Source organism: Isorropodon fossajaponicum endosymbiont JTNG4, from assembly GCF_016592615.1.
In the GTDB taxonomy this organism is placed as follows: domain Bacteria; phylum Pseudomonadota; class Gammaproteobacteria; order PS1; family Pseudothioglobaceae; genus Ruthia.
This window is the reverse complement of sequence record NZ_AP013043.1, coordinates 1129395-1152139: the sequence shown is the minus strand read 5'-3', so window position 1 is coordinate 1152139 and position 22745 is coordinate 1129395. Positions and strand designations below refer to the sequence as shown.

Sequence of the window (22745 nt, the reverse complement as noted above, 5' to 3'; positions counted from 1 at the left end):
TATAAAACCCTATATTAACAACCCGTTGATTCACGGACAAAATCATCCAATTTTTGATGGGCTGAACCGCTGTTTAAAATACTAAGCGCTTTATTAACACCCTCTTGTAGTGAATTTGCAAGCCCGCACACATAAATAGCTGCACCTGAATTAAGGGCAATGATATTTTTGGCCACGCCATCTTTACCATCAAGTGCTTGTTGAATCAGTACTAATGACTCATCCACATTATTGACTTTAATGTTATTTAAATCACCCAGTGGTAAACTAAAATCAGCAGGGTTAATGGTGTAAGTGCTAACTTGGCCATCTTTCAATTCGGCCACAAACGTGTCATCAGCAATTGAAATTTCATCTAAGCCATCTTTAGAATGCACAACCATGATATGTTTAGCACCTAAATTTTTTAAAACATGAGCAATCGGTTCAACTAAAGATTGAGCATAAACACCCATGACCTGATTAGGTGCTTTAGCAGGGTTGGTTAATGGACCTAGGACATTAAAAATAGTTCTAATGGCAAGGTCTTTGCGCGCTCCAATGGCGTGCTTCATGGCAACGTGATGAAAAGGTGCAAACATAAATCCGATGCCAATTTTTTCAATACATTTGCTAATTTTTTCAACACTCATATCAAGATTAACACCAGCTGCCTTTAAGACATCAGCGCTGCCTGATTTTGAAGAAACACTACTATTACCATGCTTAGCAACCGACCCGCCAGCAGCAGCTACAACAAAGGCACATGCAGTTGAGATATTAAACAACCCCAGTCCATCACCACCTGTGCCACAAGTGTCCACTAAGTGTTGAGTGCTTTTAATGGTGACGCCTTTGACCAAAGAGCGCATGATTTTGGCAGCGGCGGTAATTTCATCAACACTTTCACCCTTTATCGCAAGGCCAACTAAAAAACCACCAATTTGTGCATCAGTAGTTTTGCCTGTCATAACGTCATTCATCACCGCGTACATCTCACTTTCACTAAGATCTTGTTTTTTAATAATTTGTTTAATTGCTTGTTGTATGTTCATAGTGTTATTGGCTCATAAGTGACTCAATGTCGTTGATTTCTTTAGCGAGGGATTTGGTTAGTACTGTATTTCCTGATGTGGTTACTAATACATCATCTTCAATCCTGATGCCAATATTGTGATAAATTGGGTTAATTTTATCATCCTTACGAATATAAATGCCGGGTTCGACAGTGGTTATCATGCCAGTTACAAATTTTCTGTGATGAGCGTCTTGTTTGTACTGACCCACATCATGCACATCAAGGCCAAGCCAATGCCCTGTGCCATGCATATAAAATTGTGATAAATCACCACCAGTCTTTAATATGCCAAGGTTAATTAAACCTTGTTCGATTGTATTAGTAGCAACTTTATGAGGCTCATTAATTTTTACACCGGGTTTGATGGTATTGATGGCATTGATTTGAGCATCAAGCACAATCTGATAAATTTGTTTCTGTGCACGGGAAAATTGACCACTAACTGGAAAAGTTCGGGTGATATCTGAAGCGTAGCAATCCACTTCAGCGCCAGCGTCAATTAAAACTAAGTCGTCTTTATTGAGTTTTTTGTTATTTTCTATGTAGTGTAGTACGCAAGCATTTTCACCCCCTGCAACAATAGGCGTGTAAGCATGTTGGGCATTATTCCTAGTAAAGTGTCCGTCAAAAATACTTTGCACTTCAAATTCAAACATATTGGGTTGGATTGCTTGCATTGCTAATTGGTGCGCTTTGATTGAAATATTAGCAGCTTTTTGCATGGTGCTTATCTCAAGTTCGTCTTTAATAAGGCGCATCTCGTGCAAAGTTGGGGCGAGTGATTTCAATTGATGGTTTAATAAAAGGCGTGAAATGTCGTTGTCTAATTGGCAAGTTTTAGCATCAAAATAAACTTGATTGTTAAGAATTATTTGGGGTAATTTTATTTTTAATAAATCTATAGAAAAAGCATAATTTGATTTTAAGGTATTGGGCGCATCATAAACTCCTAAACGTTCCCCATCCCAAATTTCACGCGTTTTGTCTTTAGGACGTAAAAATATTGTATAGTGATTTTTAGAAAAAACTGCCAGAGCCTCAGGTTCTTGGAAGCCAGTTAGGTAGTAAAAGTCACTATGCACGCGGAAAGGGTAATTAACATCACCAGAACGATTCTGCTCAGGGTTGGTGCTAACAACAATAACTGCATTGCTGTCAAGCTGGTTTAGCAGTGCATGTCTTCTTTTTTGATGTATCATTTTTTATCAAATATGGCTTAATTGTATGAACATTTCTATTCACTATTTATTACGCACAAAGATACCATGAAACACGTACGATTGTACCAAAATACCCCCTTGCAAATTAATGAGAAATTGATGCTTGATGAATATGCATCACGTCATTTAGCAAAAGTATTGCGCTTTCCTCAAGGCCAAGAGATTACTTTATTTAATGGTGATGGCAAGAACTATTTAGCCACACTTGTGCAAGTAAAAAAATATTGTGAGATTGAAGTATACACTTGCACTCAAAATACGTCTGAGTCTAAATTGGACATCACTTTGGTTCAAGGTATTGCCAAAGGCGAAAAGATGGATTTTTTAATACAAAAAGCCGTGGAATTGGGTGTTAATAGAACCATTCCTATTTTTACTCAGCACTGTGTGGTTAGATTCAAAGGCGACAAACTAGACAAACTAACAAAGCATCAATCACATTGGTAAAAGATTGTTATTGGTGCTTGTGAGCAGTCGGGACGTTCTGTTATTCCAGAAGTGCTCACACCTGTCAATTTGAGAGATTTTCTACAACAACCAATTGTCAACGGCTTTGTTCTGCATCATCGTTGTGAGCAAACTCTATTAGAGTTGACAGCAGTTGATAAGGCAAGTATTTTAATCGGTCCCGAAGGCGGACTCAGTGAAATAGAAATCAATCAAGCTATACAAGCAGGCTATCGGTCTTTATTGTTAGGTTCTCGTGTACTAAGAACTGAAACCGCATCACTCGCAGCGATAGCCAATATGCAACTTTTATGGGGTAGTTAATTTTTTTTAATCTGACACTTTTGCATGACTATATTTGATTAGCCAAATGGTAAATTTTTGTTAAGTTGGTGAAAGGTGGTTTTTTGATGATTATTCACAATTATGTAAAAGTTTTAGTTTATAACTATTAGTATATTTGAGTATTTTCTAAAAGTCTACCACATAGTTGTATGAATAATGTTTTTTTACAAGAAATTGCTGATTATATGCTTGGAAAAAATAATTTAATGGCTAAAAAAACGTTGGATTATATAGATATCGCATTTCCTTTTAAAGGAAGCGTAATGTATGGGAAAGATATAGTCATCAATAAAGATATTGTTGTAGGGCCCGCAGCCTCGTCTTATTTTATTAATGCAGATATATTAACATTTGATGGAGGGTCAATTACATCTATTACTACTGCTTTGACTATAACAGCAAACAATCGTAGTTCTAAGTATCGGTATTTTGGGGTACAAAGGTAATAATGGTAGTGCAGGCTCGAATGGTAAAAACTATTATGGACCAGCTGCACATGGAAGTGATAAAAGCGCCACAAGTCCAGGTATTTGCACGTGGGCTGGGTCTGGAGGCAATGGGTCTAATGGGCAATACTGGCTCAAACGGCAAAGATGCTAGAATTGGCAATTATGGACTTGCAAACCTCCCTGCAAATATTGTAATAAAAAGTATAGCAAATGAAAGTGCGGGTAGTTTGGTTGTTTTTACAACATCTGGTACTGGTGGTACTGGTGGTAATGGTGCAAATGGCAATCCTATTATTATTAGTTTTCCTAAAGAGCATAAAAGCTTGATACAACCAGTTACAAAAACAGCATTATTTTGGTCTAGAGGTGACGGTGGTCATGGTGGTAACAAAGGTATTGGAAGTCATGCAGCTACTGATGGTTCAAATGGAGGGGCTGGTAAATTTGGCATTGTAGGTAAAGATGGTAGTCATACAGGGGCACCTGGAAACATTATCTTTAATTGGATATAGTTGTATTTTTATTGTTTAACACAATGGTAAAATTTTAATTAATTGATATTAAACACGATATAATCCACAAGAGATATTTTAAAATGACGAACAATAGACAGTATTATAAAAATTTTACAGTGCTAATCATGAATTTGAACTGAAAAATAAAGAAGCAGGCGAAGTTTTTGGACAAACTATTGTTGGATATGAAATTTATAAGCGCACTAATGTTTCTAACTTAACAAGTGTTAGAGGGTACCTGTTAATAGTAAAACAACGCATTATTCTCCCCAATACGACAGAATATGCTGCCGGTGCAACATCAATTACGGCTTACAAAAACTATCCAGCAATTATTGAAAATAAAATAAAACTTGATGTCAACAATCAAGCAAAAATACAAGTGAATAGTATATTCCCTAGAACATTAAACTCAAATGTTACAACAAATTCAAGTTCCCATACTTGGCACTTCTAGCTCTATAGTACACCAAAATACTACAGGTTCATCCACTTTTCGGATGTCAACACATTTGGGGCAGGGATAACTGCTGGGTTTTTTGGAGAAATACCTATAAGATCACTGTCCTTGAGTTACTCTCACTCATGGGTAAACGGTAGCTTCACCCAAAACACTTACAAGCAATTCTTCATCTTCGAAAATAGACGAGAGCTTTTCTAATTCAACGAGTGTTTAATACCCCAATTTTCCATACAACTCTAAAGTAGAGGCTTGACTTGTTTACAGTCATCTTATCACGCCACCTTTGCCCTAGGTGGTATGCCACCTAGGGCAAAGTGCGGTCGTTCGTTATTATAAACCCATAACCACTGTGTGGTTGCATCTTGTGCTTGCTCAACAGAATCAAACAAATGCAGATCTAAACACTCTTGTCTTACTGTACGGTTAAATCTCTCAATGTAGGCATTTTGAGTTGGTGCAATAGTCTAATTTTATTGGACACAAAGATAGCCTTATAATACAAACCATAAGGAGGTCAGTAATGACACAATATAAATCAAGAAAACAACGAGTGACTTTTACCGTTGAACATTCTGTTCAATACCCCCTTGAGGGGGGAACACTAGATTATGCCAAACTCATGGTGCATGAGAATTACACCAATAAAAAAAATCATGATAATATCAGGAGCTTGCTCCTCAGCAGTTAGCAGATGGAGAAAACAATACCTAGCAGAGCTTGGTGGACAAACACCAGAGTCAGGCAAAGCGCTGACTTCTGAACAACAAACAATACAACTGCTTGAGAAACAACTTTGGCGCGCACAAAGGGACAATGAAATCTTAAAAAAGGCAACAGCCTTGTTCGCTGTGGACAATCACCAAGTGATATGATTATCAAGATAAACAAGGCTTGCCAACAATACAATACTAAAGAATTATGAGCATTACTCAAACTTCCTCGCAGTAGTTATTACTATCAAGTCAAAGATAAGCGAGTAAACAACAACACCAACGCTATGATTAAATTAATCAAACAAACTGCTATTGAAGTTGGATACACCTATGGCAAACGCAGAATGCGAGTAGTTTTGAATAACCAAGGTTATAACATTGGTATTTACCAAACTGCAACGCTAATGAAAAAAGCCAATGTAGTTGCCATACGCCCAAGAAAGCGTCATTATTACCCTAATACTAGATTGATGTTTAAAAAGGCAAAAAACCTATTAAATCGTGTGTTTGAGCAGCAATCAATTAATACGCATTGGGTTGGTGATATTACCTATATCAAAACCTATCAAGGTGGGAGTTATTTAGCCAGTGTGTTGGATTTAGGCTCAAGACAAGTTGTTGGTTGGGCATTGTCAAAACAGCCTAATGCTCAGTTGGCAAAGGATGCGCTTAGTAATGCTGGTGTCTAGACACCAGCCCAATACAAATAAACACATGTTCCACTCTGATCAAGGGACTCAATACTCTTCTAAAGTTTTTATTGATTATTGCAACAAGAACAACATTACTCAAAGCATGAGCAGGCGAGGTAATTGTTGGGATAATGCGGTCATGGAGCGTTTCTTTAGAAGTCTGAAGACTGAGAGATTAAATTATCAAAGTTTTGCAAATCATAGTGAAGTCGTGCAAAATGTAGAGGGTTATATCTACTTGTATAATTACAAAAGGATTCATTCAGCGATTGGGTATTTAACACCTGCTCAAAAGATGGCTGAATTGAAAAAAGCGGCTTGAAATGTGTCCAAGTAGGTTAGAGCATTGCAAACAATAGGGTTAAATATTATTCTGGTTTTTTAGATTACTTTGGAATGACCGATAAAATTAACTTAGGTGATAGAAAAAATGCTAAATACAATTGTAAAGGCATGCGACAATTTGCTCCAAATCCATGGGGCTAACTATCTTAATTCTTGGGAAAAAGGCTGGACAGGAGCCTTGTAAGATGGCTGGCTGGGAGACCGCCTATAGTGGATTTAAAGATGGCGCTTTTAAGCAGTGCTTTGAAAAGGAAATATTAGGTCGTTGATAATATTGGAGCTATTGTATTTTGTGCAAGTTATGGTATTAATCTAGCAGTTGAACGCCACACACATAAGACTTTAATTATGTGTTGTGGATTTTGTCGGGTTAGCCATTAACCATAATCTACGCTTAATTTTTTTTTAAAGTTACTGGTGTAAAAAACTTTTAGGGCGTTTGATTGCCTCTATAAGTGCTGTTAGTTTGGTTTGAGTGTTTTTGTTTAATCTGGACGATGGTGCAGTACGCCATTATTATGTATTATATATTCAACAGTCATAAAGATAGGTTTAAACGAATCCTAGGTTTGCATACGAACTAATCAGCCATTTTGTGCCTACTTGTTTAAATTTTATTTGCACCCTAGTAGAATCGCCTTGCCCTTCAAAATTTAACACTGTGCCCACGCCAAATTTGGTGTGTTTAACTGAAGCGCCGATGAATAATTGGCCATCAGATTTGGGTGTAATACTTTGATCAAAAGCCTTATCATCATTGTAATTTTGTATTGTTGCACCAAATTTAGCCTTAATCTTATTTAAATATTTACTTGGAATTTCGTCTAAAAAACGTGAAGGATAAGCGTATAAGGATTGTCCGTGCAAAAAGCGTTTAATAGCATAAGAGAGTGATAGTTTTTTCATAGCGCGAGTCATGCCCACGTAGCATAATCGTCTTTCTTCACCCATTAAATGAGGCTCATCCTTGCTTTGTCTAGAGGGGAATAAGTCCCCTTCCATACCAACCAAAAATACATAAGGAAATTCCAACCCCTTGGCTGAGTGTATGGTCATAAGTTGTACATTTTGGTTAATAGGCGCATTGGTGTCACCACTAGAATCTAGTGGTGCTAAAGAGATAAACCCCACCACTTCGTTCATCCCGCTATCTTGTTCATGGTTGTATTGTTGCGCTGCGGTGATTAGTTCTTCTAGATTTTCTTTTTTACTGCCAGCCTTATCGGTTTTATCATTAGAATAATGCATCATTAATTCTGATGTATTAAGCAAGTTGGCTACTTCTTCAGATAAATCTAGGTTCTTTGTGTCGTCTGTCATTTGCTCAATTAGGTTAACAAAGCTACTTAATGCATTGGCAGCGCGAGTTGGTAGGGTGGATGACATTTGTATGGCTGCTTGAAAAAGACTGGTGTGGTTATCTTGTGCAAAGGTGCGTATTTTTTCAACCGTTGCATTGCCAATACCGCGAGTTGGGAAATTAATCACACGTTCAAAGGCAACATTGTCAGCAGAATTTTCTATCAAACGCAAATAACTTAAAGCATCTTTAATCTCAGCACGCTCGAAAAACCTAAAACCACCATAGATAATATAAGGAATGTTGTATTTTATGAGCGCTTCTTCAAAGTTACGAGATTGGGCATTGGAGCGATACAAAATAGCACAATCACTAGGTGATGCACCATCAGTGATTAATTTTTGAATACTACTGATGACATAATCTGCCTCATCTGTTTCAGTTCGCGCTTCATAGGCATCAATCAATTCACCATTGCCAGCATCAGTCCAAAGAGACTTACCCATACGATTGGCGTTATGGGTAATCAAGACGTTAGAGGCGTTTAGAATATTACCAGTTGAGCGATAATTTTGTTCTAAGCGGATGGTTTCAATAGGGGTAAAACCTGTACATAGTTTGGTGATATTTTCAATTTTTGCACCGCGCCAGCCATAAATAGATTGGTCATCACCACCCACACAAAATACTTAATTATTGCCACTAAACAATAATTTAATCCATTTGTATTGGCACCGTATTGGTATCTTGAAATTCATCCACTAAAATATGCTCAAAGCGCGCTTGATAATGATTAAGCAAGTCTGTGTTATTTTTTAATAGCTCATAACTACGTATCAGTAGTTCTGCAAAATCAACTAGGTCATTTGCTTGGCAGTGCGCTTCATAAAGTTCAAAACACTTCAAGACTTTTTAACAAAATAGTTATAACCAGGATCAATGTCTTGCGGGCGAATACCTTCGCCTTTTTGATTGTTAATAAACCACTGAACCTTTCTAATGGGGAACTTAGATTCATCAATGTGATTTTCTTTCATTAGACGTTTGACAATGCGAAACTGGTCTTGTGCATCTAAAATTTGAAAGCCAGAAGTCAACTTAGCTTTTTCATAATGAGTGCGTAATAATCGGTGTGCCAAGCTATGAAATATTTCCACTCACATGCTTTGAATAGGGCGTCTTAATAGAGTACTTAGCCTTTCACGCATCTCAGCAGCGGCTTTATTAGTAAAAGTAACCGCTAAAATAGCATCGGTTCGAATATCTTTTTGTGTGATTAAATAAGCGATTCTATGTGTGAGCACTCTGGTTTTGCCACTGCCTGCACCCGCTAGTATTAAAGCATTTTTTTCATTACTTAATGTGACTGATTGGCATTGTTTGTCGTTTAGGCCGCTTGTTATTTCAGATAAATTCATTTTTTTTCTTGTCTTGGAATTAAATGGTTATAATATTACCTTTCTCTTATGTCGGTTGAAAGATGGGCTGATATAAGTAAATAAAACTATAAACACTATTAAGGAGTATCGGTAATGACTTACTATGAAGGCGTTAAAAAAATGGAAGAAATGGGTGTAAACGATAACTATACTCAAGGCTGGGTTGCAGGTTTTTTAAATAATCCTAAAATTGAAGAGCAAAGAATTACTGACGAATGGGAGTCAGGCTATGAAGATGGTAAAGAGCACACAGACACTAATTTTACTAACTTCTGCTAGATATTTAAAACGCATAAAAAAACCCCGTTATCGGGGTTTTTTTATGCGCTAACTATAATGCAAAATAATTGGCAACATCATGCGAGATATGCCCTTAAAGGTGCCAACCAAAGTAATGATTTTTTTAAAACAGAAGCATTCAAAGATCAAACCTTTCCCATTAAAATCCCCTTAGAATTTGCACAATTGATTGATAAAAGTAACAAGGATGACCCCTTACTAAAGCAAGTCATCAGTGCTAAAGGTTTATCGAAAAATACAAGTTTTAGTTTATCGCCACTAGAAGATGAAAAACACTCCCCCGTGGCTGGGCTTATTCATAAATATCCAAATAGAGTACTATTAATCGCCTCACAAGTTTGCGCCATTCATTGCCAATATTGTTTTAGGCAAAACTTTAACTATGCTAAGCATGATGCTATCAGCAATTGGATTGAGATACAAAATTATATTATTAATGATACAAAAATCAATGAAGTGATATTAAGTGGTGGCGATCCGTTGAGTTTGAGTGACGATAAACTTAGCGTATTGATTGATAATATTGCAAATATTGCGCATATAAAAACACTACGCATTCACACACGCAGTGCTGTTGTGACACCTAGTAGAATAACCAATAAATTAGTAGATATGCTTAACCATTCAAGATTAAATGTTGTCATGGTGTTACACACAAACCACGTACAAGAGTTGTCTGCTCAATTTGCACAAAAAATCACCAAACTAAGTGGTGTTACTTTGCTCAATCAATCAGTATTATTAAAAGGTGTGAATGACTCAATAGAGACATTGACAGAACTTTGTTTGAAATTGTTTGATTTGGGTATATTGCCCTATTATTTACACATGGTAGATAAAGTGCAGGGCGCACAAGATTTTTTAGTCAAAGATGATTATGCCATTCAACTACATCAACAATTAAAAAATAACTTAAGTGGGTATTTAGTACCTAAGTTGGTGCGTGATAATGGTAACCATTCTAAAGATTGGTTACTTTGAAATGGTTTTTTCTAAAGCCATCATGTCCATTTCGCCCATCTGATAATCAACCAAGTTGCCATTTGGTCCATAGATATAAGTCGTTGGCATGCCAAGCACTTCGCCAAATTTTGTGAATTGAGCGCCGTTTTTATCATCAAAAAGGATGATAGGATAATTCACCATAAATGTATCAGTAAACTCAATAATAGCCGCTTTGTCAGCTTGTTCATAGTCAAGCCCTAGAATAAGAACTTTGTCCTTATTTTTTTCATAAAACTCAACAAAAGCTGGAATTTCTTTTAAACAAGGCGGACACCAAGTTGCCCAAAAATTAACCACTAAGTATTTACCTTGAGTGGATTTATTGGTATGCACATTGCCGTTAAGGTCGGTTAGAGAAAAATCAGGCATTTTGATTTTCCTCTCTTCTTGCCATAGGTTATTAGCAGACTTGACAATGTCATCAATGCTGATTGCCTGAGCAATATTCAAAGCTAAAAATAGCGAACATATAAAACCAAATTTGGCAATTTTATTGCCTAATTGAAATACGTGCTTTGTAGGTATAATGGGATTTTTTGTCATATTTATTTAGTCATGAGTACAATCATTTATCACAATCCAAAATGTTCTAAATCAAGAACAACGTTAGCCATTTTAGAACAAAAAAATGTTGATTTTGAGATAATTAAATATTTAGAAAATCCACCCAGCAGTAGCGAACTCAAGCAATTATTAACCGATTTAAACCTTGAAGCCAGATCGCTCATGCGTAAAGGCGAGCCTGAGTACAAAGAGCAGGGTTTAGATGATAAGGCTTTAACTGAAAATCAACTGGTTAATGCCATGGTCAAAACTCCAAAACTAATTGAACGACCCATTGTAAGAACAAGCAAAGGCGTTGTTATCGGTCGTCCACCTGAAAATATTTTGTCTATTCTTTAAAGAGAGCCTTGCTCATTTGGAAGGCTTTAGTCAATAAGCAGGGTTGATAGATGACCTTTACGCGCTTCAATATTGGAATAATAAGCATCATCCAGCCCCTCAACCACTGAACCTCTAACCACATCTACTTGTAACAGCTCTTTACTCCACGCGCTTAGATGTTTAAACTCATCAAGTGATAAAGTGTTATTGGTAAATTCATTAATCCAGTTTAGGCGCATAAATATTGGTGCAAAAGCGGCATCAATCATGTTGAAATCATTGCCATTGAAAAATTTAGCTTTGTTTTTAACTGCCTCAATTTTTGCTAATTTGGTAAATAATGCTGATTTTGAGTGGTTAAATTTTTCCTCATCAGCTGTGATAATGCCAAATAAGTCACCAAGAATACCTGATGAAAATACAATCCAAGAGCGATTATTAGCCCTTTGAATGAGGTCACTAGGATGAAAACTATGGCTACTTATTTCATTAATAAATTCGGTTATTACCAAAGATTCAAACACCACTTTATCATCTACTTTTAACAAAGGCACTTGCCCGGTTGGTGAAATTTGTTTAAACCAATCAGGCAGGTTCATTGGATTAATATAAGTCATCTTAAAATCAAGATTTTGCGTATTAAGTGAAATAATAGCGCGTTGTGCAAATGGACAAAGTTTAAAGCTGATCAGTTCTAGTTTCATAATTCCTCGATTGATTGTTGTATTATTTTCTGTGATAAGGGCGATTAGTAAGTAATGAATGGGCGCGATAAATTTGTTCTACCGCTAGTAGCAGCCTTGCAAATGCGTGTGGCAATGTTAAATTTGACAACCCCTATAATTGATGGGCAATATTTTTTGACTGACTCACTTAACCCATCAGCACCACTAATTAGCAAAGCAACATGGTCGCCATTTTTTTTGCCAATTTGATAAAAAATGAGTCATAGATTTAGTGCTGTGTTGCTTGCCACATTCATCAAATACGATGATTAAATTAGAACCTTTTGTAGCTTTAATAAGCAACTCGCCTTCTAATTCTTTAATGTGCTCACTATTTTTTCCTTTACGTTTTTGCGCCTCAAGAGTAATCAAGTTAAAGTTAAGTGAGGCTGGTAATTGCTTTTGATAATGATGAACGCCTGTTTGTATCCAGTCTGGCATTTTTTTACCAATGACAATCAGGTTTATTTTCATATTAGGTATTTTCTAATCCTGACCAAAGTTTTTCTAATTTGTAAAATTCTCTGGTTTTTTCTGTCATCACATGAACCACAACTTCTGCTAAGTCTATCAATACCCAATGCCCAGTTCCAGTGCCTTCAATGCCCAGCATTTTCATGTTAAGCCGCTTAGCCTCAATTTTAAGATTATTGGCGATGCCACGCACATGTTGAACGGATCGACCTGTGGCAATAACAATGGCTTCAATATCAGCACTTTGTTCTAAAATTTTTAAGGTGACGATGTCTTCACCTTTTAATTCTTCAATGGTGTCAGTAACGGTCTTTAATTGTTGTTCTAAATTCATAAGGCATTAATATAATCAATAAGAGATTCTGGCAATAGTCCAGATAAGTTTTTATGGTTGCATATTTTACCGTGAATAGTGCTTGAAGAAATATCAAGCATTTGATTATTTACAAAAAAGACAAACCCAGTCTTTTGTTTTGCTAAATCACTAACTGCACTGGTTAATTTAAAACCATACTTTTCTTGATGTGTTAAAGCGCCAGGTCTAGCAATGACTACTAAGTGGCAATATTGGTAAAAAGTTTGATATGCCTTCCAACTGTTCAGCGTGTTAAAACTATCCATCCCCATAATTAAACAAATAGAGTCATTTTGATAGTCTGATTGAATGTACTTGAGTGAGTCAATGGTGTAGGAGTCTCTATTGTGCTCAACTTCTCTAGTGTCTATTGAGAGCATGTTAAATTCTTTAACAGCCAAGCGCAACATATCCATACGTTGATTGACACTAAAATCAAGTTGTTCTTTATGTACAGGTTCAGCACAAGGCATTAAAAATAATTTTGATAATCCAAGCTCGGTTTTAAGTTGAGCAGCATTTTTTAAATGCCCATAATGAACGGGATCAAACGAGCCACCAAAAAAGCCAATCATTTTAAACTTAGACTCTTTTGCAATGCTCATAACATAGCCTTAATTTCTGCTTGGGTGACAGCATCCTCAGGATAAGGGATTTTTCCTTGTTGCATGCCGTTGACATAATTAACAAAATCAGCCTCGTTATCAAGCAATAAAAAAGCATTTCCTTGTTTTTGCTCACCCATTGTTGTGTTAACTTTTGAGCCGTAGTCATGCCCACAATGTAACATTATATCATCATCAATGTGCTTGAGTTTTTGCATAGAATGAAATAATTCATTAATATTACCACCAGGCAATGAACAATGCCCCGCCCCATAAACAAACAAAGTATCACCAGCAATAATATGCCCTTCTAACAAATAACAAATACCACCAGCGCTGTGTCCGGGTGTGTTGATAATTTTAGCGGGTGTATTACCAATAAAAACAGTGTCGTTGTTTTCAACGGTTTCAGGCAAGCTATCAATCTGTAAATAGAGCACTTCATTAACACCTACTGTTATTTTAGCACCTGTTACCTCTACAATTTCATCAACGGCATTGGTATGGTCAAAGTGCCAATGCGTTAGCCAGATATCGGTGAGCGTGTAACCTTTATCGCGTATTCGTTGAATAAACAAGGGTGCGTCCCATGCCGGGTCAACAATGGCACAGGTTTTTGTGACATGGTCAAAGATAAAATGAATAGAGTCTTCCAAAGCGCCGATGTGGTAGAGAATTTCTAGTGTGTAAGTTTTTTCTTTAAAAGTTCGTATGTCCATGCCATCATTTTACCAATTATGTCTTGACTAATTCAACTTAGAGATTATAATTTATATTTTTTGCTGATAAGTCAGTAATGTTGGTGGTGTTTTGGGGCTATAGCTCAGCTGGGAGAGCACGACACTGGCAGTGTCGGGGTCAGCGGTTCGATCCCGCTTAGCTCCACCATAAGCAAAAGAAAATGTTATGTCGCCTTCGTCTATCGGTTAGGACCCCAGGTTTTCATCCTGGTAAGAGGAGTTCGACTCTCCTAGGCGATACCATATTAATAGATGGCTTTGTGGTTTTTGAAAAAAGCCAAAGCCATTTTTTTGTCTGCTTACAAAATATTTAGTCTATTTACTTAAAGTTCTCAATTAAAATACCTTTGTCGCGTTCGTCTAGTCTGGCCCAGGACCCTAGGATTTCATCCTAGTAACAGGAGTTCAAATCTCTTACGCGACGCTATTTTATGTCCACGTGAGTGCTAAATCAACATGAGTTTGTTAAGTATTATTATCCCAAATCGCCTCATTGGTCAGCGTATTGATGCTGCAATGGCGCGAATGTTGCCTAATTATTCGCGTGCTAAAATTACCCACTGGATAAAGTCTGGCGATGCCTTAATTCATTATAAAACTTTCAAACCCAAGGAGAAAGTCTTAGGTGGTGAGGTGGTTGCCTTATCAATCAAAATTGAAAAAACCAATGCATGGTTAGCAGAAGATATTGCCATTGACGTGGTGTATGAAGATGAGGCGATTATTGTTGTTAATAAGCCAGTAGGTTTGGTCACACACCCTGGTGCAAGCAATTGGACAGGAACGCTTGCCAATGCATTGCTACATTATGATCCATCTTTGGTTAATCTTGACCGAGCTGGTATTGTTCACCGTTTGGACAAAAACACTTCAGGATTAATGGTCGTTGCGCGTAGTGAATATGCACAAAAGTATTTAACTGAGCAATTACAAACCCATAGCATTTCACGAGAATATTCAGCCATTGTTTATGGTCATATGATTTCTGGTGGTATGGTTGACGAGCCAATAGGGCGTGACCCTAAAGACAGAATTAGACAAGCAGTGGTCGAAGATGGTAAAAATGCACTGACTCATTATCGCGTTATTGAGCGTTTTGCACACCACACCCACGTTAAGGCAATTTTAGAAACAGGGCGCACTCACCAAATTCGAGTGCACCTATCATTTATTGGACATCCACTGATTGCTGACCCGATGTATGGTGGCAAAATTCGTTTCCCCAAAAAAGCAGACGAGCAATTAAAAAACGCACTTAAAAATTTCAATCGTCAGACTCTTCATGCTAAAAAACTCACCCTCACGCACCCAACATCTGGTGAATTAATGTCATTCAAAGCGCCACTACCGCAAGATATGCAAGATTTATTGCAAGTATTGGTCAAATTTGATGCAAATTAAGCTAAACTTTCCAAGTAATGTTAAGTTGCTTTCAACTCCGCGATACTTAGAAGGCGGCGTGAGTATTGGCAATTATGGCAATTTTAATCTTGCAACGCACACAGGCGATATCTCAGGTGCTGTTATCCATAATCGTAAACTACTGATGACGCATTTTGATTTACCCAGTGCGCCAAAATGGCTGAATCAAACACACTCTAATATTTGCTTAGACGCTCAGTCTGATGATTGTGAGGCAGATGCTGTTATTACTCGTGAAAAAGGCGTGGTTTGCGTGGTGATGACAGCAGGTTGCTTGCCAATTTTTGCCGCTAATCAATCAGGCACACAAATTGGCATTGCTCATGCAGGTTGGCAAGGGATTTTAAATGGCATGATTGAGTCGTTTATCACACAGTTTGATGAACGTGATTTATTAATACATTTTGGTGTAGCGATTTCATCAAAAAATCTTGAAGTGGGCAAGGAAGTATTTGAGCAATTTATTGTCAAAGATGAAAAACTGAGTACAGCACTCACCCAAACAGGCGAAAAATATCATCTGGACATCTATCAAGCTGCACGCATTACCCTTAATGATTTAGGTATTAAGACAATCAGTGGTGGCAACCAATGCACTGTTGAACAGGAAAAAGATTATTTTTCTTATCGACGAGACGGTGTAAATTCAGGCAGAATGGCGCACCTTATTTGGATAGCGACTTAATAATAATTTTTTTAAATATTGGCGAAAAAATATACAACAGTGGAAAGGCAGCAACCCAAGCAATAACAAAACCAGATAACCACTTGTCAATGGTTTGGTCGGTCCAGCCAATATTAAGATAAGTCACCATAAAAAACATGATACTAACCATAAACAGCGACATAACAATGCTAAACGTTAAATGTATTTTCTTTTCCATGGTTATTGCTCCTTATCTTTGAGCTTGCCACTTACGTAAAAATCCATCTCTTTGGTAAATGGATTAAGGTGGTAATAATGTCGTGGTTTTTGCTTGCGTTGTTTTTGTTGAACCACACAACCCACCACTTCAAACTCACCTTTAAGTTCAATATCATCATGTTGGGTATTTAAGCAGACTAAAAATTTATTTGAGCCACGCTCAATATACTGGCGAAAATATAGCTCACCATCAAAACGTACAACAGCGTAAGCACGATTATGAATTTGCATGCCAGGGTCAATAATGACAATGCAATTTTCACTAAACTCTGGCGTCATATAGTTGCCTAAATTTTGCAGTGCGAATGGTTCAGAGTTGGTTGAGCAATTTGTTTGAAACAGTTCTTGTGGCGTATCTAAGTCTGACATTTTTTACAATAGAATGTGGATCGTTGGTTTTGTGCAATTCTAACTATTTTACCCTTGCAAAGATGGCATGTCTTATTTTCACAACCATACACAGACAAAGTCTGGGTGAAATACCCGGGATTGCCATCAACTTGAGAAAAATCTTGCAAGGTTGTGCCACCTGCCTTAATGGCTTGAGTCAAGATGTCTTTAATACACCGAGTTAAAGTGTTATACCGAGTTTTAGATATACTGCCAGACTTGCGTTGCGGATTAATACCCGCCATAAACAAACTCTCACAAGCATAGATATTACCCACACCAACTACGATTTTGCTATCCATAATAAAAGCTTTGATGTTTTGCTGTTTGCTTCGTGATTTTTGATATAAATATCCATCATTAAATGATTTCTCCAAAGGCTCAACTCCTAACGAATCCAGTAGTTTGTGTGAACCGTCTTTTGAAAACAGCACTGCACCAAAACGTCTTGGGTCATTTAAGCGCATACTTGTACTATTATTAAATTGCAATTCAAAATGTTCATGCTTGAGTAGTGGTGTTTTAATATCAACCACCTTAATTGAGCCACTCATACCTAAATGAATAATTAACGTACCCACCTCAAACCTAATCAATAAGTATTTACCACGACGCTCAATTGTATTAATTTTTTTATTAGCCAATGTTGTTATCAAATATTTAGGTATAATCCAACGCAAATTTTCTCGATGTAATATTACTCGACTCACTTTTTGACCGATAATTAAAGGTACAAGCCCACGCTTAGTGATTTCAACTTCTGGAAGTTCAGGCATATAAAAAGATTAAAAATTAACACACATCAAGAAAAATACCTTATTATAATAATCAACTTTGATAACTACGGAGAGAAATATGTTTAATTGTATTAATTTGGTTCAGTGTAAAATAGCGCTTGGTTTTGTTACTACTGCGATTGTGGTTTATTTGGTAGGTATGGATGTCATTATTAATCAGCATTATGCTTTTAGTGTGTGGCTACATGTATTGGCAGGCATTGTTTGGATTGGCTTGCTTTATTACTTTAATTTTGTTCAAGTGCCAGGTGTAGGTCAAGCGCTGGCTGACACTGATGGCCCTGGGCCATCAGCCATTAGCAAATATATTGCGCCTCGTGCTTTATTGTGGTTTCGCATGGCAGCAGTAACTACTTGGATTTTAGGTTTGATATTATTAGCACTACAATCTCGCGGCATGGACGGTATTATTGGCGCATTTACCTTTGCACAAGGTTATCAAGTTATCGGTATCGGCGCATGGATGGGCACCATAATGGCATTTAATGTTTGGTTTATCATTTGGCCAAATCAGCAAAAGATTTTAGGCATGAAAGAGGCAACTGCAGAAGAAATTGCAATGGCAAAAAAAAATGCAGCATTAGCATCAAGCGTTAATGTTATTTTATCCATTCCAATGTTATTAACCATGCTTGCATGGCACTAAAATAAATCTTAGAACTTACAAAAAACCGAGGCAAGCCTCGGTTTTTTGTAATAACCCTAAACGAAAAGATTTAAAGGAAATAACAGATGAGTACAATGATAACCGAAGTTTATGAAGCGCTTATTATTTCAGCAGGCGCAGACGAGCAAAAAGAAAAAAATGCAGCAGAAGCAATTTCTAATCAAGACGGAAGATTGACTCGTATTGAATTATTAACAACTGGATTATATATTGCAGGCACGGGTGCTTTTGCTTATACATTTAGTTTGTTAAACATGATTCTTGGTAAATTGTAACCCAGATTAAAACTAAGGGGTAAGACTTCTTTAATTTTAACTTGATGTTGTATTTTTAACAAAGCGAATTTAAGTCTAGTTACAGAAAGATTTAAAGCACTTTAAGACAAATAAAATTCATATTTTTGTAGTATTTTTACAATTTTTGTATCTTTTTTACAAAAAAACTTGACTGTTAAAAACAAATGCGTATAATTCATCACATCTTTGTAGTAATGCAAAGTAACGAAAGCTATAAAGATTGGAAATTTCTTTTGGCACAACTTTTAAATTTTTGGAGACAAAAAATGAAAAAACAATTATTAATTGCTGCTGTTGCAGCAACAATGTCAGTAGCTGCTACAGCGGACATTTCAATTACAGGTGATGCTTATGTATCTTTTGCTGCACAAGCAATTGGATCAGTTAATTTTGATACTAATGATAATAACGATAACCAACGCGTTCGTTTAAAAGTAGTTGGCTCTGCTGGTGATACTAAAGTTACTGCAGTTATACGTAGTGGTAGCCAAACTCGTGTAAATGAATTACCTGTAGAAACAGATAACGATAGGGGTCTTCACATGGATAGTCTATATATTACAACTAAAGCAGGTCCTGTTAGCATTAAAGTTGGTGACTACTGGGAGACAATTGGTTTAGGTGCACGTTCTTTAGGTAGAGGCAAGGCAAATGCATTTTCTGTATCAACTAAAGTTGGCGGTTGGAAGTTAGGTATGTCTACTGCTGACGGCTCTAATAGCGATACTCGTGACAATACAACTGATGTAAGTGTTTCTGGTAAAATTGGTCCGATTACAGTCGGTTTAGTACACAACCCTAAAGACTTTACAGACTTAACTCTTAAAGGTACATTTAACGATATTTTAGTTGAAGTTGAGCGATGGAACGATACATCAGATACTGATAACGACATAACTTTAATTCATGTTGGTGGTAAAGTAAATAACTTTAAGTGGGATGTGGCACAAATCAAAAATGACGCTACATATACTAGTTCTGCTAATAACAAGTTGGCACCATTAGGTTCTATGTTAATTGGTACAGCCGCTCGTGGTGGTACAGCAACAGCTATTTATAATGTTGGTGACTTTACTAAAATCTTAGGTGTCGCAGTTAGTACTAAGTTAGCAGATAATACAGTTAAAGCTATATTTACTAAAAACACTAATGCTAGTAGCAGAACAACAGGTACAGAGTTAATTGTTAGTCGTTCTTTAAGTGGCGCTACTTTAACAGTTAACATTGCTAGGGTTTCTGGTTCTGATGTTGAGATCCTTAATGCCACTAGCACAGGTCTTAGACTTGATGTTAAGTTCTAAGCTTAAAGTTGCATAAATTTAACTTTAACTTTAACTTAAAAACCCTTAGTCCTAAAATAAGACTAAGGGTTTTTTTATTTTTTGAATTTAAAATTTAACTGTCTGATAAAATTCAAGCAGTTAAATTCAAAAAATAAAAAAACATGAAAGATAGAGTGACTTTAAAAATAAATGGGGCGGATGCACAGAGTTTTCTGCAAGGACAGTTGAGTAATAATATTGCTTCTATTGGAGAGAATGAGTGGCAGTTAAATGCTTATTGTCAGCATCAGGGTAAGGTAATTGCTTTATTTTGGGTTACCAAAGTTAAAGGTAATTTTTATTTGAATTTTCCTGACAGTTTGCAAAACAAGGTACTAAAGCGTCTTAATATGTTTATATTAATGGCAAATGTTGAAATAAAACAAGCCACTTTAAATACTAATCCACCGATTGATGTGATGAAACATCCCGAAGTGTATTCAATAACTAGTGAAAAATTTGTACCACAAGAGCTAAATTTAGACATTGATGAAGTTGGAGTTAGTTTTTCAAAGGGCTGTTATCCCGGGCAAGAAGTGGTTGCACGTTTGCATTACTTAGGTAAGCCAAAGCGTTTTATGCGGTTATTTGAATGTGGACAAGTGCTTAACGTGGGTGACAAATTGATTGCACTTGGCTCAAAATCAGCAAAAGCATCAGGCATTGTGGTGCGTTGTGTAAAATCAGCTGACAAATTAAGATATTTAGCAACGGTTGAAGTCAAGTATCAAGATAGCGAAATTACATGTAACGATGCTAAATTAACAAGGATTAAAAATGATTAAGTTACTAATAATTTTACCTATGAGCGCTTTTGCAACTAGCGAGCCGCTTACAACCTTAGACCTAACCAGTCATTGGGTAGGTTATGTAGCACTCGTGTTGTTTGTGTTGGCTTATATCCTGGTAATGGTGGAAGAATTTACTCATTTTAGAAAATCCAAGCCTGTTATCTTGGTGGCGGGTGTTATTTGGGGGTTAATTGGCTGGGTCTACGCCAGTCAAGGTTTGCCACATTCCGCTGAAGTAGCGCTTAGACATAATATATTAGAATATTCAGAGTTGTTTTTATTCTTATTAGTGGCAATGACTTATATCGAGGCCATGCGTGAAAGACAAATATTTGAAGCGCTTAAAGTTTGGCTAGTTAATAAAGGCTTAACTTTTAGACAACTTTTTTGGCTGACAGGGTTTTTGGCTTTCTTTATCTCGCCAATTGCTGATAATTTAACCACAGCACTTATTATGGGTGCAGTCGTGTTAGCAGTAGGTGCAAGTAATCCACGTTTTGTATCCATTGCTTTTATTAATATTGTTGTGGCTGCCAATGCAGGTGGTGCGTTTAGTCCATTTGGTGATATTACCACGCTTATGGTATGGCAAAAGGGCATTGTTGAGTTTTCGCAATTTTTTAGTTTGTTAGTACCGTCATTGATTAATTTTATCGTGCCAGCCGCTATCATGCATTTTTCTATTAAAAACGAGATAGCCACGGGCAGCCAAAGTAAAGTTGATATTAAATTGGGTGGTATTACCATTGTTGTTCTCTTTATTATTACCATTATTACCGCAGTTAGTTTTCATAATTTTCTACATTTACCACCAGCAATGGGCATGATGACGGGTTTGAGTTATCTTATGATTGTTGCTTACTTTATCCGCAAATCTGAGCGTAAATTGCAACAAGATGGATTTGATGTGTTTAAAAAAGTAGCAAATGCAGAGTGGGATACTTTGTTATTTTTCTTTGGGGTGATTTTAAGTGTTGGCGGACTAGGCTTTATGGGTTATTTAGCACTCACTTCTGAGATCATGTATTTATCTTTAGGGGCAACTTATGCCAATATTTTGGTGGGCGTGTTGTCTGCCATTATTGATAATATCCCAGTGATGTTTGCAGTATTAAGCATGAATCCTGATATGTCATTAGGTCAGTGGTTATTAGTAACACTCACAACAGGGGTGGGCGGTAGTTTGCTTTCAGTAGGTTCCGCTGCAGGTGTGGCGTTGATGGGTCAATCAAAAGGGCTTTATACGTTTGGTTCACACCTTAGGTGGACAGGTGTGATTGCACTAGGTTATGCTGCAAGCATCGGCGCGCATTTATTAATGAACGGTGCTTTGTTTGATGTGCCAGTCTAAGTCATATTTATTGGTTGATATTGGCAATACCGCTATCAAATGGCGTTTGAACGATAAAACCAATTTAATACTTATTAATGAGTTTGATAAAACTCACTTACCAAAAGCAGATAAAATTTTTGTTAGTTGTGTGGGTGATTGCCATGTATTGGACGGGCTTAATAATACGCATTTTATTAAGGCTGAACGCGCATTTAAATTTTTAGAATGTGGCTATCAAATGCCGTCTACATTGGGCTCTGATCGTTGGTTGGCGATGCTAGCCAGTGTTGAGCGTTACCCTAAACAAAATTTGCTAATTATTGATGCAGGTAGTGCACTGACTTTTGACTTAGTACTTGCTAATGGTAAACATCAAGGAGGGCTTATTATGCCTGGTTTGAGTGCATTAAGACATAGCTTTGCTCAATTTTCTAGCAGTGCTCAACAGCTATCTTTAGGCTTAACTGTAAACAATACCCAAGAAGGTTGGCTAGTTGGTACAAGCCAGATGCTGATGAATACTATTAATACACAAATTGAACAGTATTTGAATCATTATAGTGATTTAATTGTTGTACTAACAGGTGGCGATGCTAAGATGGTTGCATTAAAACTTCATCATCAAGTTAAACTTCATCAAAATTTAGTCTTAGAAGGCTTGTCTAGCTATGCGCAAACATATAAAGCGCTGCATTCAGCCTTGGTATAATCCACTCATTTAATTTTAA

General features: G+C 36.8%; 26 protein-coding genes, 3 tRNA genes and 4 pseudogenes. 19 read left to right on the top strand and 14 right to left on the bottom strand.

The features are described 5' to 3' along the window. Nucleotides 1-14: 14 nt before the first annotated feature. Together trpD and CVFO_RS06725 are read right to left on the bottom strand one after the other, a co-directional pair. Nucleotides 15-1034: an anthranilate phosphoribosyltransferase gene (trpD, locus tag CVFO_RS06730; protein WP_201339286.1), complete on the bottom strand. Its 1020-nt coding sequence runs from the start codon at nucleotides 1032-1034 to the stop codon at nucleotides 15-17. 4 nt (nucleotides 1035-1038) lie between these two features. After that, nucleotides 1039-2256, bottom strand: a complete 1218-nt coding sequence (locus CVFO_RS06725; protein ID WP_201339285.1) for an aminopeptidase P N-terminal domain-containing protein — start codon at nucleotides 2254-2256, stop codon at nucleotides 1039-1041. A gap of 66 nt (nucleotides 2257-2322) precedes the next feature. On the opposite strand from CVFO_RS06725, the pseudogene CVFO_RS06720 reads away from it, so the two are divergent. From CVFO_RS06720 to CVFO_RS06710, 3 genes and pseudogenes are all read left to right on the top strand, one after another. Next, a pseudogene (locus CVFO_RS06720) lies at nucleotides 2323-3048 on the top strand (16S rRNA (uracil(1498)-N(3))-methyltransferase). A gap of 170 nt (nucleotides 3049-3218) precedes the next feature. Continuing rightward, entirely contained in the window at nucleotides 3219-3515 is a 297-nt protein-coding gene (locus CVFO_RS06715; RefSeq protein WP_201339284.1) for a hypothetical protein, read from the top strand. A gap of 20 nt (nucleotides 3516-3535) precedes the next feature. Continuing rightward, nucleotides 3536-4030 carry a hypothetical protein gene (locus tag CVFO_RS06710; protein WP_225879238.1) on the top strand — a complete coding sequence of 165 codons (495 nt, stop codon included), beginning with the start codon at nucleotides 3536-3538 and terminating at the stop codon, nucleotides 4028-4030. Between the two features lie 738 nt (nucleotides 4031-4768). On the opposite strand, the pseudogene CVFO_RS06705 reads toward CVFO_RS06710, so the two are convergent. Next, nucleotides 4769-4951: pseudogene (locus CVFO_RS06705) on the bottom strand (integrase core domain-containing protein); the annotation flags it as partial. A 164-nt stretch (nucleotides 4952-5115) separates the two neighbouring features. On the opposite strand from CVFO_RS06705, the pseudogene CVFO_RS06700 reads away from it, so the two are divergent. Together CVFO_RS06700 and CVFO_RS06695 are read left to right on the top strand one after the other, a co-directional pair. Further along, a pseudogene (locus CVFO_RS06700) lies at nucleotides 5116-6223 on the top strand (IS3 family transposase). A 154-nt stretch (nucleotides 6224-6377) separates the two neighbouring features. Next, nucleotides 6378-6515, top strand: coding sequence for a hypothetical protein (locus tag CVFO_RS06695; RefSeq protein WP_201339282.1), 138 nt, complete (start codon nucleotides 6378-6380; stop codon nucleotides 6513-6515). 283 nt (nucleotides 6516-6798) lie between these two features. On the opposite strand, the pseudogene uvrD reads toward CVFO_RS06695, so the two are convergent. Beyond that, nucleotides 6799-8964, bottom strand: a pseudogene (uvrD, locus tag CVFO_RS06690) (DNA helicase II). A 114-nt stretch (nucleotides 8965-9078) separates the two neighbouring features. Here uvrD and CVFO_RS06685 point away from each other — a divergent pair. Together CVFO_RS06685 and CVFO_RS06680 are read left to right on the top strand one after the other, a co-directional pair. Next, the gene (locus CVFO_RS06685) at nucleotides 9079-9264 is read left to right on the top strand and encodes an Alvin_2107 family globule sulfur oxidation protein (RefSeq protein ID WP_201339281.1); all 186 of its coding nucleotides are present in this window, start codon (nucleotides 9079-9081) and stop codon (nucleotides 9262-9264) included. A gap of 57 nt (nucleotides 9265-9321) precedes the next feature. Further along, nucleotides 9322-10266: a KamA family radical SAM protein gene (locus CVFO_RS06680; protein ID WP_201339280.1), complete on the top strand. Its 945-nt coding sequence runs from the start codon at nucleotides 9322-9324 to the stop codon at nucleotides 10264-10266. Here CVFO_RS06680 and CVFO_RS06675 read toward each other — a convergent pair. Continuing rightward, nucleotides 10258-10833: a TlpA family protein disulfide reductase gene (locus CVFO_RS06675; protein WP_201339279.1), complete on the bottom strand. Its 576-nt coding sequence runs from the start codon at nucleotides 10831-10833 to the stop codon at nucleotides 10258-10260. The two genes, CVFO_RS06680 and CVFO_RS06675, sit on opposite strands and share 9 nt — an antisense overlap. Before the next feature lie 12 nt (nucleotides 10834-10845). Here CVFO_RS06675 and arsC point away from each other — a divergent pair, with 12 nt between their 5' ends. Next, entirely contained in the window at nucleotides 10846-11193 is a 348-nt protein-coding gene (arsC, locus tag CVFO_RS06670; RefSeq protein WP_201339278.1) for an arsenate reductase (glutaredoxin), read from the top strand. Nucleotides 11194-11219: 26 nt separating this feature from the next. Here arsC and CVFO_RS06665 read toward each other — a convergent pair whose 3' ends face one another. The 6 genes from CVFO_RS06665 to CVFO_RS06645 all read right to left on the bottom strand — a co-directional run bounded on the left by CVFO_RS06665 (nucleotide 11220) and on the right by CVFO_RS06645 (nucleotide 14053). After that, complete coding sequence (locus CVFO_RS06665) at nucleotides 11220-11879, bottom strand: glutathione S-transferase family protein (protein ID WP_201339277.1); 660 nt, start codon at nucleotides 11877-11879, stop codon at nucleotides 11220-11222. 22 nt (nucleotides 11880-11901) lie between these two features. Then, a complete protein-coding gene (locus CVFO_RS09160; RefSeq protein WP_281064419.1) occupies nucleotides 11902-11994 on the bottom strand; it encodes a 23S rRNA (pseudouridine(1915)-N(3))-methyltransferase RlmH in 93 nt (30 codons plus the stop codon). A 71-nt stretch (nucleotides 11995-12065) separates the two neighbouring features. Then, the gene (locus CVFO_RS09155) at nucleotides 12066-12374 is read right to left on the bottom strand and encodes a 23S rRNA (pseudouridine(1915)-N(3))-methyltransferase RlmH (RefSeq protein ID WP_281064394.1); all 309 of its coding nucleotides are present in this window, start codon (nucleotides 12372-12374) and stop codon (nucleotides 12066-12068) included. A gap of 1 nt (nucleotide 12375) precedes the next feature. Then, the gene (gene rsfS / locus CVFO_RS06655; protein ID WP_201339276.1) at nucleotides 12376-12708 is read right to left on the bottom strand and encodes a ribosome silencing factor; all 333 of its coding nucleotides are present in this window, start codon (nucleotides 12706-12708) and stop codon (nucleotides 12376-12378) included. Further along, on the bottom strand, nucleotides 12705-13334 hold the full coding sequence (nadD, locus tag CVFO_RS06650; protein ID WP_201339275.1) for a nicotinate-nucleotide adenylyltransferase: 630 nt from the start codon (nucleotides 13332-13334) through the stop codon (nucleotides 12705-12707). The genes rsfS and nadD overlap by 4 nt, the downstream gene beginning before the upstream one ends. Next, entirely contained in the window at nucleotides 13331-14053 is a 723-nt protein-coding gene (locus tag CVFO_RS06645; protein ID WP_201339274.1) for an MBL fold metallo-hydrolase, read from the bottom strand. Before CVFO_RS06645 ends, nadD begins: the two co-directional genes overlap by 4 nt. A 93-nt stretch (nucleotides 14054-14146) precedes the next feature. Between CVFO_RS06645 and CVFO_RS06640 the strand changes: the two genes are divergently transcribed. The 5 genes from CVFO_RS06640 (at nucleotide 14147) to pgeF (ending at nucleotide 16181) form a co-directional block, all read left to right on the top strand. Next, a tRNA-Ala gene (locus CVFO_RS06640) sits at nucleotides 14147-14222 on the top strand. A gap of 20 nt (nucleotides 14223-14242) precedes the next feature. Continuing rightward, a tRNA-Glu gene (locus CVFO_RS06635) sits at nucleotides 14243-14317 on the top strand. Between the two features lie 106 nt (nucleotides 14318-14423). Then, a tRNA-Glu gene (locus CVFO_RS06630) sits at nucleotides 14424-14498 on the top strand. A 32-nt stretch (nucleotides 14499-14530) separates the two neighbouring features. Continuing rightward, complete coding sequence (gene rluD, locus CVFO_RS06625; RefSeq protein ID WP_201339273.1) at nucleotides 14531-15475, top strand: 23S rRNA pseudouridine(1911/1915/1917) synthase RluD; 945 nt, start codon at nucleotides 14531-14533, stop codon at nucleotides 15473-15475. Beyond that, the gene (gene pgeF / locus CVFO_RS06620; RefSeq protein ID WP_201339272.1) at nucleotides 15465-16181 is read left to right on the top strand and encodes a peptidoglycan editing factor PgeF; all 717 of its coding nucleotides are present in this window, start codon (nucleotides 15465-15467) and stop codon (nucleotides 16179-16181) included. Before rluD ends, pgeF begins: the two co-directional genes overlap by 11 nt. Here pgeF and CVFO_RS06615 read toward each other — a convergent pair. The 3 genes from CVFO_RS06615 to mutM are packed head-to-tail and all read right to left on the bottom strand — an operon-like array spanning nucleotide 16162 to nucleotide 17587. After that, entirely contained in the window at nucleotides 16162-16380 is a 219-nt protein-coding gene (locus CVFO_RS06615; RefSeq protein ID WP_201339271.1) for a DUF2798 domain-containing protein, read from the bottom strand. The two genes, pgeF and CVFO_RS06615, sit on opposite strands and share 20 nt — an antisense overlap. 2 nt (nucleotides 16381-16382) lie before the next feature. Further along, entirely contained in the window at nucleotides 16383-16790 is a 408-nt protein-coding gene (locus CVFO_RS06610; protein WP_201339270.1) for a S24 family peptidase, read from the bottom strand. Continuing rightward, entirely contained in the window at nucleotides 16778-17587 is an 810-nt protein-coding gene (gene mutM, locus CVFO_RS06605; RefSeq protein ID WP_201339269.1) for a bifunctional DNA-formamidopyrimidine glycosylase/DNA-(apurinic or apyrimidinic site) lyase, read from the bottom strand. Before mutM ends, CVFO_RS06610 begins: the two co-directional genes overlap by 13 nt. A 79-nt stretch (nucleotides 17588-17666) precedes the next feature. Here mutM and CVFO_RS06600 point away from each other — a divergent pair, with 79 nt between their 5' ends. From CVFO_RS06600 to CVFO_RS06575, 6 genes are all read left to right on the top strand, one after another. Beyond that, a complete protein-coding gene (locus tag CVFO_RS06600; protein WP_201339268.1) occupies nucleotides 17667-18254 on the top strand; it encodes a urate hydroxylase PuuD in 588 nt (195 codons plus the stop codon). 86 nt (nucleotides 18255-18340) lie between these two features. Next, a complete protein-coding gene (locus tag CVFO_RS06595; protein WP_201339267.1) occupies nucleotides 18341-18550 on the top strand; it encodes a hypothetical protein in 210 nt (69 codons plus the stop codon). Nucleotides 18551-18837: 287 nt separating this feature from the next. After that, nucleotides 18838-19872 carry a hypothetical protein gene (locus tag CVFO_RS06590; RefSeq protein WP_201339266.1) on the top strand — a complete coding sequence of 345 codons (1035 nt, stop codon included), beginning with the start codon at nucleotides 18838-18840 and terminating at the stop codon, nucleotides 19870-19872. Nucleotides 19873-20015: 143 nt separating this feature from the next. After that, on the top strand, nucleotides 20016-20678 hold the full coding sequence (gene ygfZ, locus CVFO_RS06585; protein ID WP_201339265.1) for a CAF17-like 4Fe-4S cluster assembly/insertion protein YgfZ: 663 nt from the start codon (nucleotides 20016-20018) through the stop codon (nucleotides 20676-20678). After that, nucleotides 20671-22035 carry a sodium:proton antiporter NhaD gene (gene nhaD, locus CVFO_RS06580; RefSeq protein WP_201339264.1) on the top strand — a complete coding sequence of 455 codons (1365 nt, stop codon included), beginning with the start codon at nucleotides 20671-20673 and terminating at the stop codon, nucleotides 22033-22035. The genes ygfZ and nhaD overlap by 8 nt, the downstream gene beginning before the upstream one ends. Beyond that, the gene (locus tag CVFO_RS06575) at nucleotides 22022-22726 is read left to right on the top strand and encodes a type III pantothenate kinase (RefSeq protein WP_201339263.1); all 705 of its coding nucleotides are present in this window, start codon (nucleotides 22022-22024) and stop codon (nucleotides 22724-22726) included. Before nhaD ends, CVFO_RS06575 begins: the two co-directional genes overlap by 14 nt. Nucleotides 22727-22745: the final 19 nt, after the last annotated feature.

Bases quoted from the DNA above. Each gene is read 5' to 3' on its own strand.
- trpD (WP_201339286.1), bottom strand. From the start codon at position 1,034: ATGAACATACAACAAGCAATTAAACAAATTATTAAAAAACAAGATCTT.
- CVFO_RS06725 (WP_201339285.1), bottom strand. From the start codon at position 2,256: ATGATACATCAAAAAAGAAGACATGCACTGCTAAACCAGCTTGACAGC.
- CVFO_RS06715 (WP_201339284.1), top strand. From the start codon at position 3,219: ATGAATAATGTTTTTTTACAAGAAATTGCTGATTATATGCTTGGAAAA.
- CVFO_RS06710 (WP_225879238.1), top strand. From the start codon at position 3,536: ATGGTAAAAACTATTATGGACCAGCTGCACATGGAAGTGATAAAAGCG.
- CVFO_RS06695 (WP_201339282.1), top strand. From the start codon at position 6,378: ATGGGGCTAACTATCTTAATTCTTGGGAAAAAGGCTGGACAGGAGCCT.
- CVFO_RS06685 (WP_201339281.1), top strand. From the start codon at position 9,079: ATGACTTACTATGAAGGCGTTAAAAAAATGGAAGAAATGGGTGTAAAC.
- CVFO_RS06680 (WP_201339280.1), top strand. From the start codon at position 9,322: ATGCAAAATAATTGGCAACATCATGCGAGATATGCCCTTAAAGGTGCC.
- CVFO_RS06675 (WP_201339279.1), bottom strand. From the start codon at position 10,833: ATGACAAAAAATCCCATTATACCTACAAAGCACGTATTTCAATTAGGC.
- arsC (WP_201339278.1), top strand. From the start codon at position 10,846: ATGAGTACAATCATTTATCACAATCCAAAATGTTCTAAATCAAGAACA.
- CVFO_RS06665 (WP_201339277.1), bottom strand. From the start codon at position 11,879: ATGAAACTAGAACTGATCAGCTTTAAACTTTGTCCATTTGCACAACGC.
- CVFO_RS09155 (WP_281064394.1), bottom strand. From the start codon at position 12,374: ATGAAAATAAACCTGATTGTCATTGGTAAAAAAATGCCAGACTGGATA.
- rsfS (WP_201339276.1), bottom strand. From the start codon at position 12,708: ATGAATTTAGAACAACAATTAAAGACCGTTACTGACACCATTGAAGAA.
- nadD (WP_201339275.1), bottom strand. From the start codon at position 13,334: ATGAGCATTGCAAAAGAGTCTAAGTTTAAAATGATTGGCTTTTTTGGT.
- CVFO_RS06645 (WP_201339274.1), bottom strand. From the start codon at position 14,053: ATGGACATACGAACTTTTAAAGAAAAAACTTACACACTAGAAATTCTC.
- rluD (WP_201339273.1), top strand. From the start codon at position 14,531: ATGAGTTTGTTAAGTATTATTATCCCAAATCGCCTCATTGGTCAGCGT.
- pgeF (WP_201339272.1), top strand. From the start codon at position 15,465: ATGCAAATTAAGCTAAACTTTCCAAGTAATGTTAAGTTGCTTTCAACT.
- CVFO_RS06615 (WP_201339271.1), bottom strand. From the start codon at position 16,380: ATGGAAAAGAAAATACATTTAACGTTTAGCATTGTTATGTCGCTGTTT.
- CVFO_RS06610 (WP_201339270.1), bottom strand. From the start codon at position 16,790: ATGTCAGACTTAGATACGCCACAAGAACTGTTTCAAACAAATTGCTCA.
- mutM (WP_201339269.1), bottom strand. From the start codon at position 17,587: ATGCCTGAACTTCCAGAAGTTGAAATCACTAAGCGTGGGCTTGTACCT.
- CVFO_RS06600 (WP_201339268.1), top strand. From the start codon at position 17,667: ATGTTTAATTGTATTAATTTGGTTCAGTGTAAAATAGCGCTTGGTTTT.
- CVFO_RS06595 (WP_201339267.1), top strand. From the start codon at position 18,341: ATGAGTACAATGATAACCGAAGTTTATGAAGCGCTTATTATTTCAGCA.
- CVFO_RS06590 (WP_201339266.1), top strand. From the start codon at position 18,838: ATGAAAAAACAATTATTAATTGCTGCTGTTGCAGCAACAATGTCAGTA.
- ygfZ (WP_201339265.1), top strand. From the start codon at position 20,016: ATGAAAGATAGAGTGACTTTAAAAATAAATGGGGCGGATGCACAGAGT.
- nhaD (WP_201339264.1), top strand. From the start codon at position 20,671: ATGATTAAGTTACTAATAATTTTACCTATGAGCGCTTTTGCAACTAGC.
- CVFO_RS06575 (WP_201339263.1), top strand. From the start codon at position 22,022: ATGTGCCAGTCTAAGTCATATTTATTGGTTGATATTGGCAATACCGCT.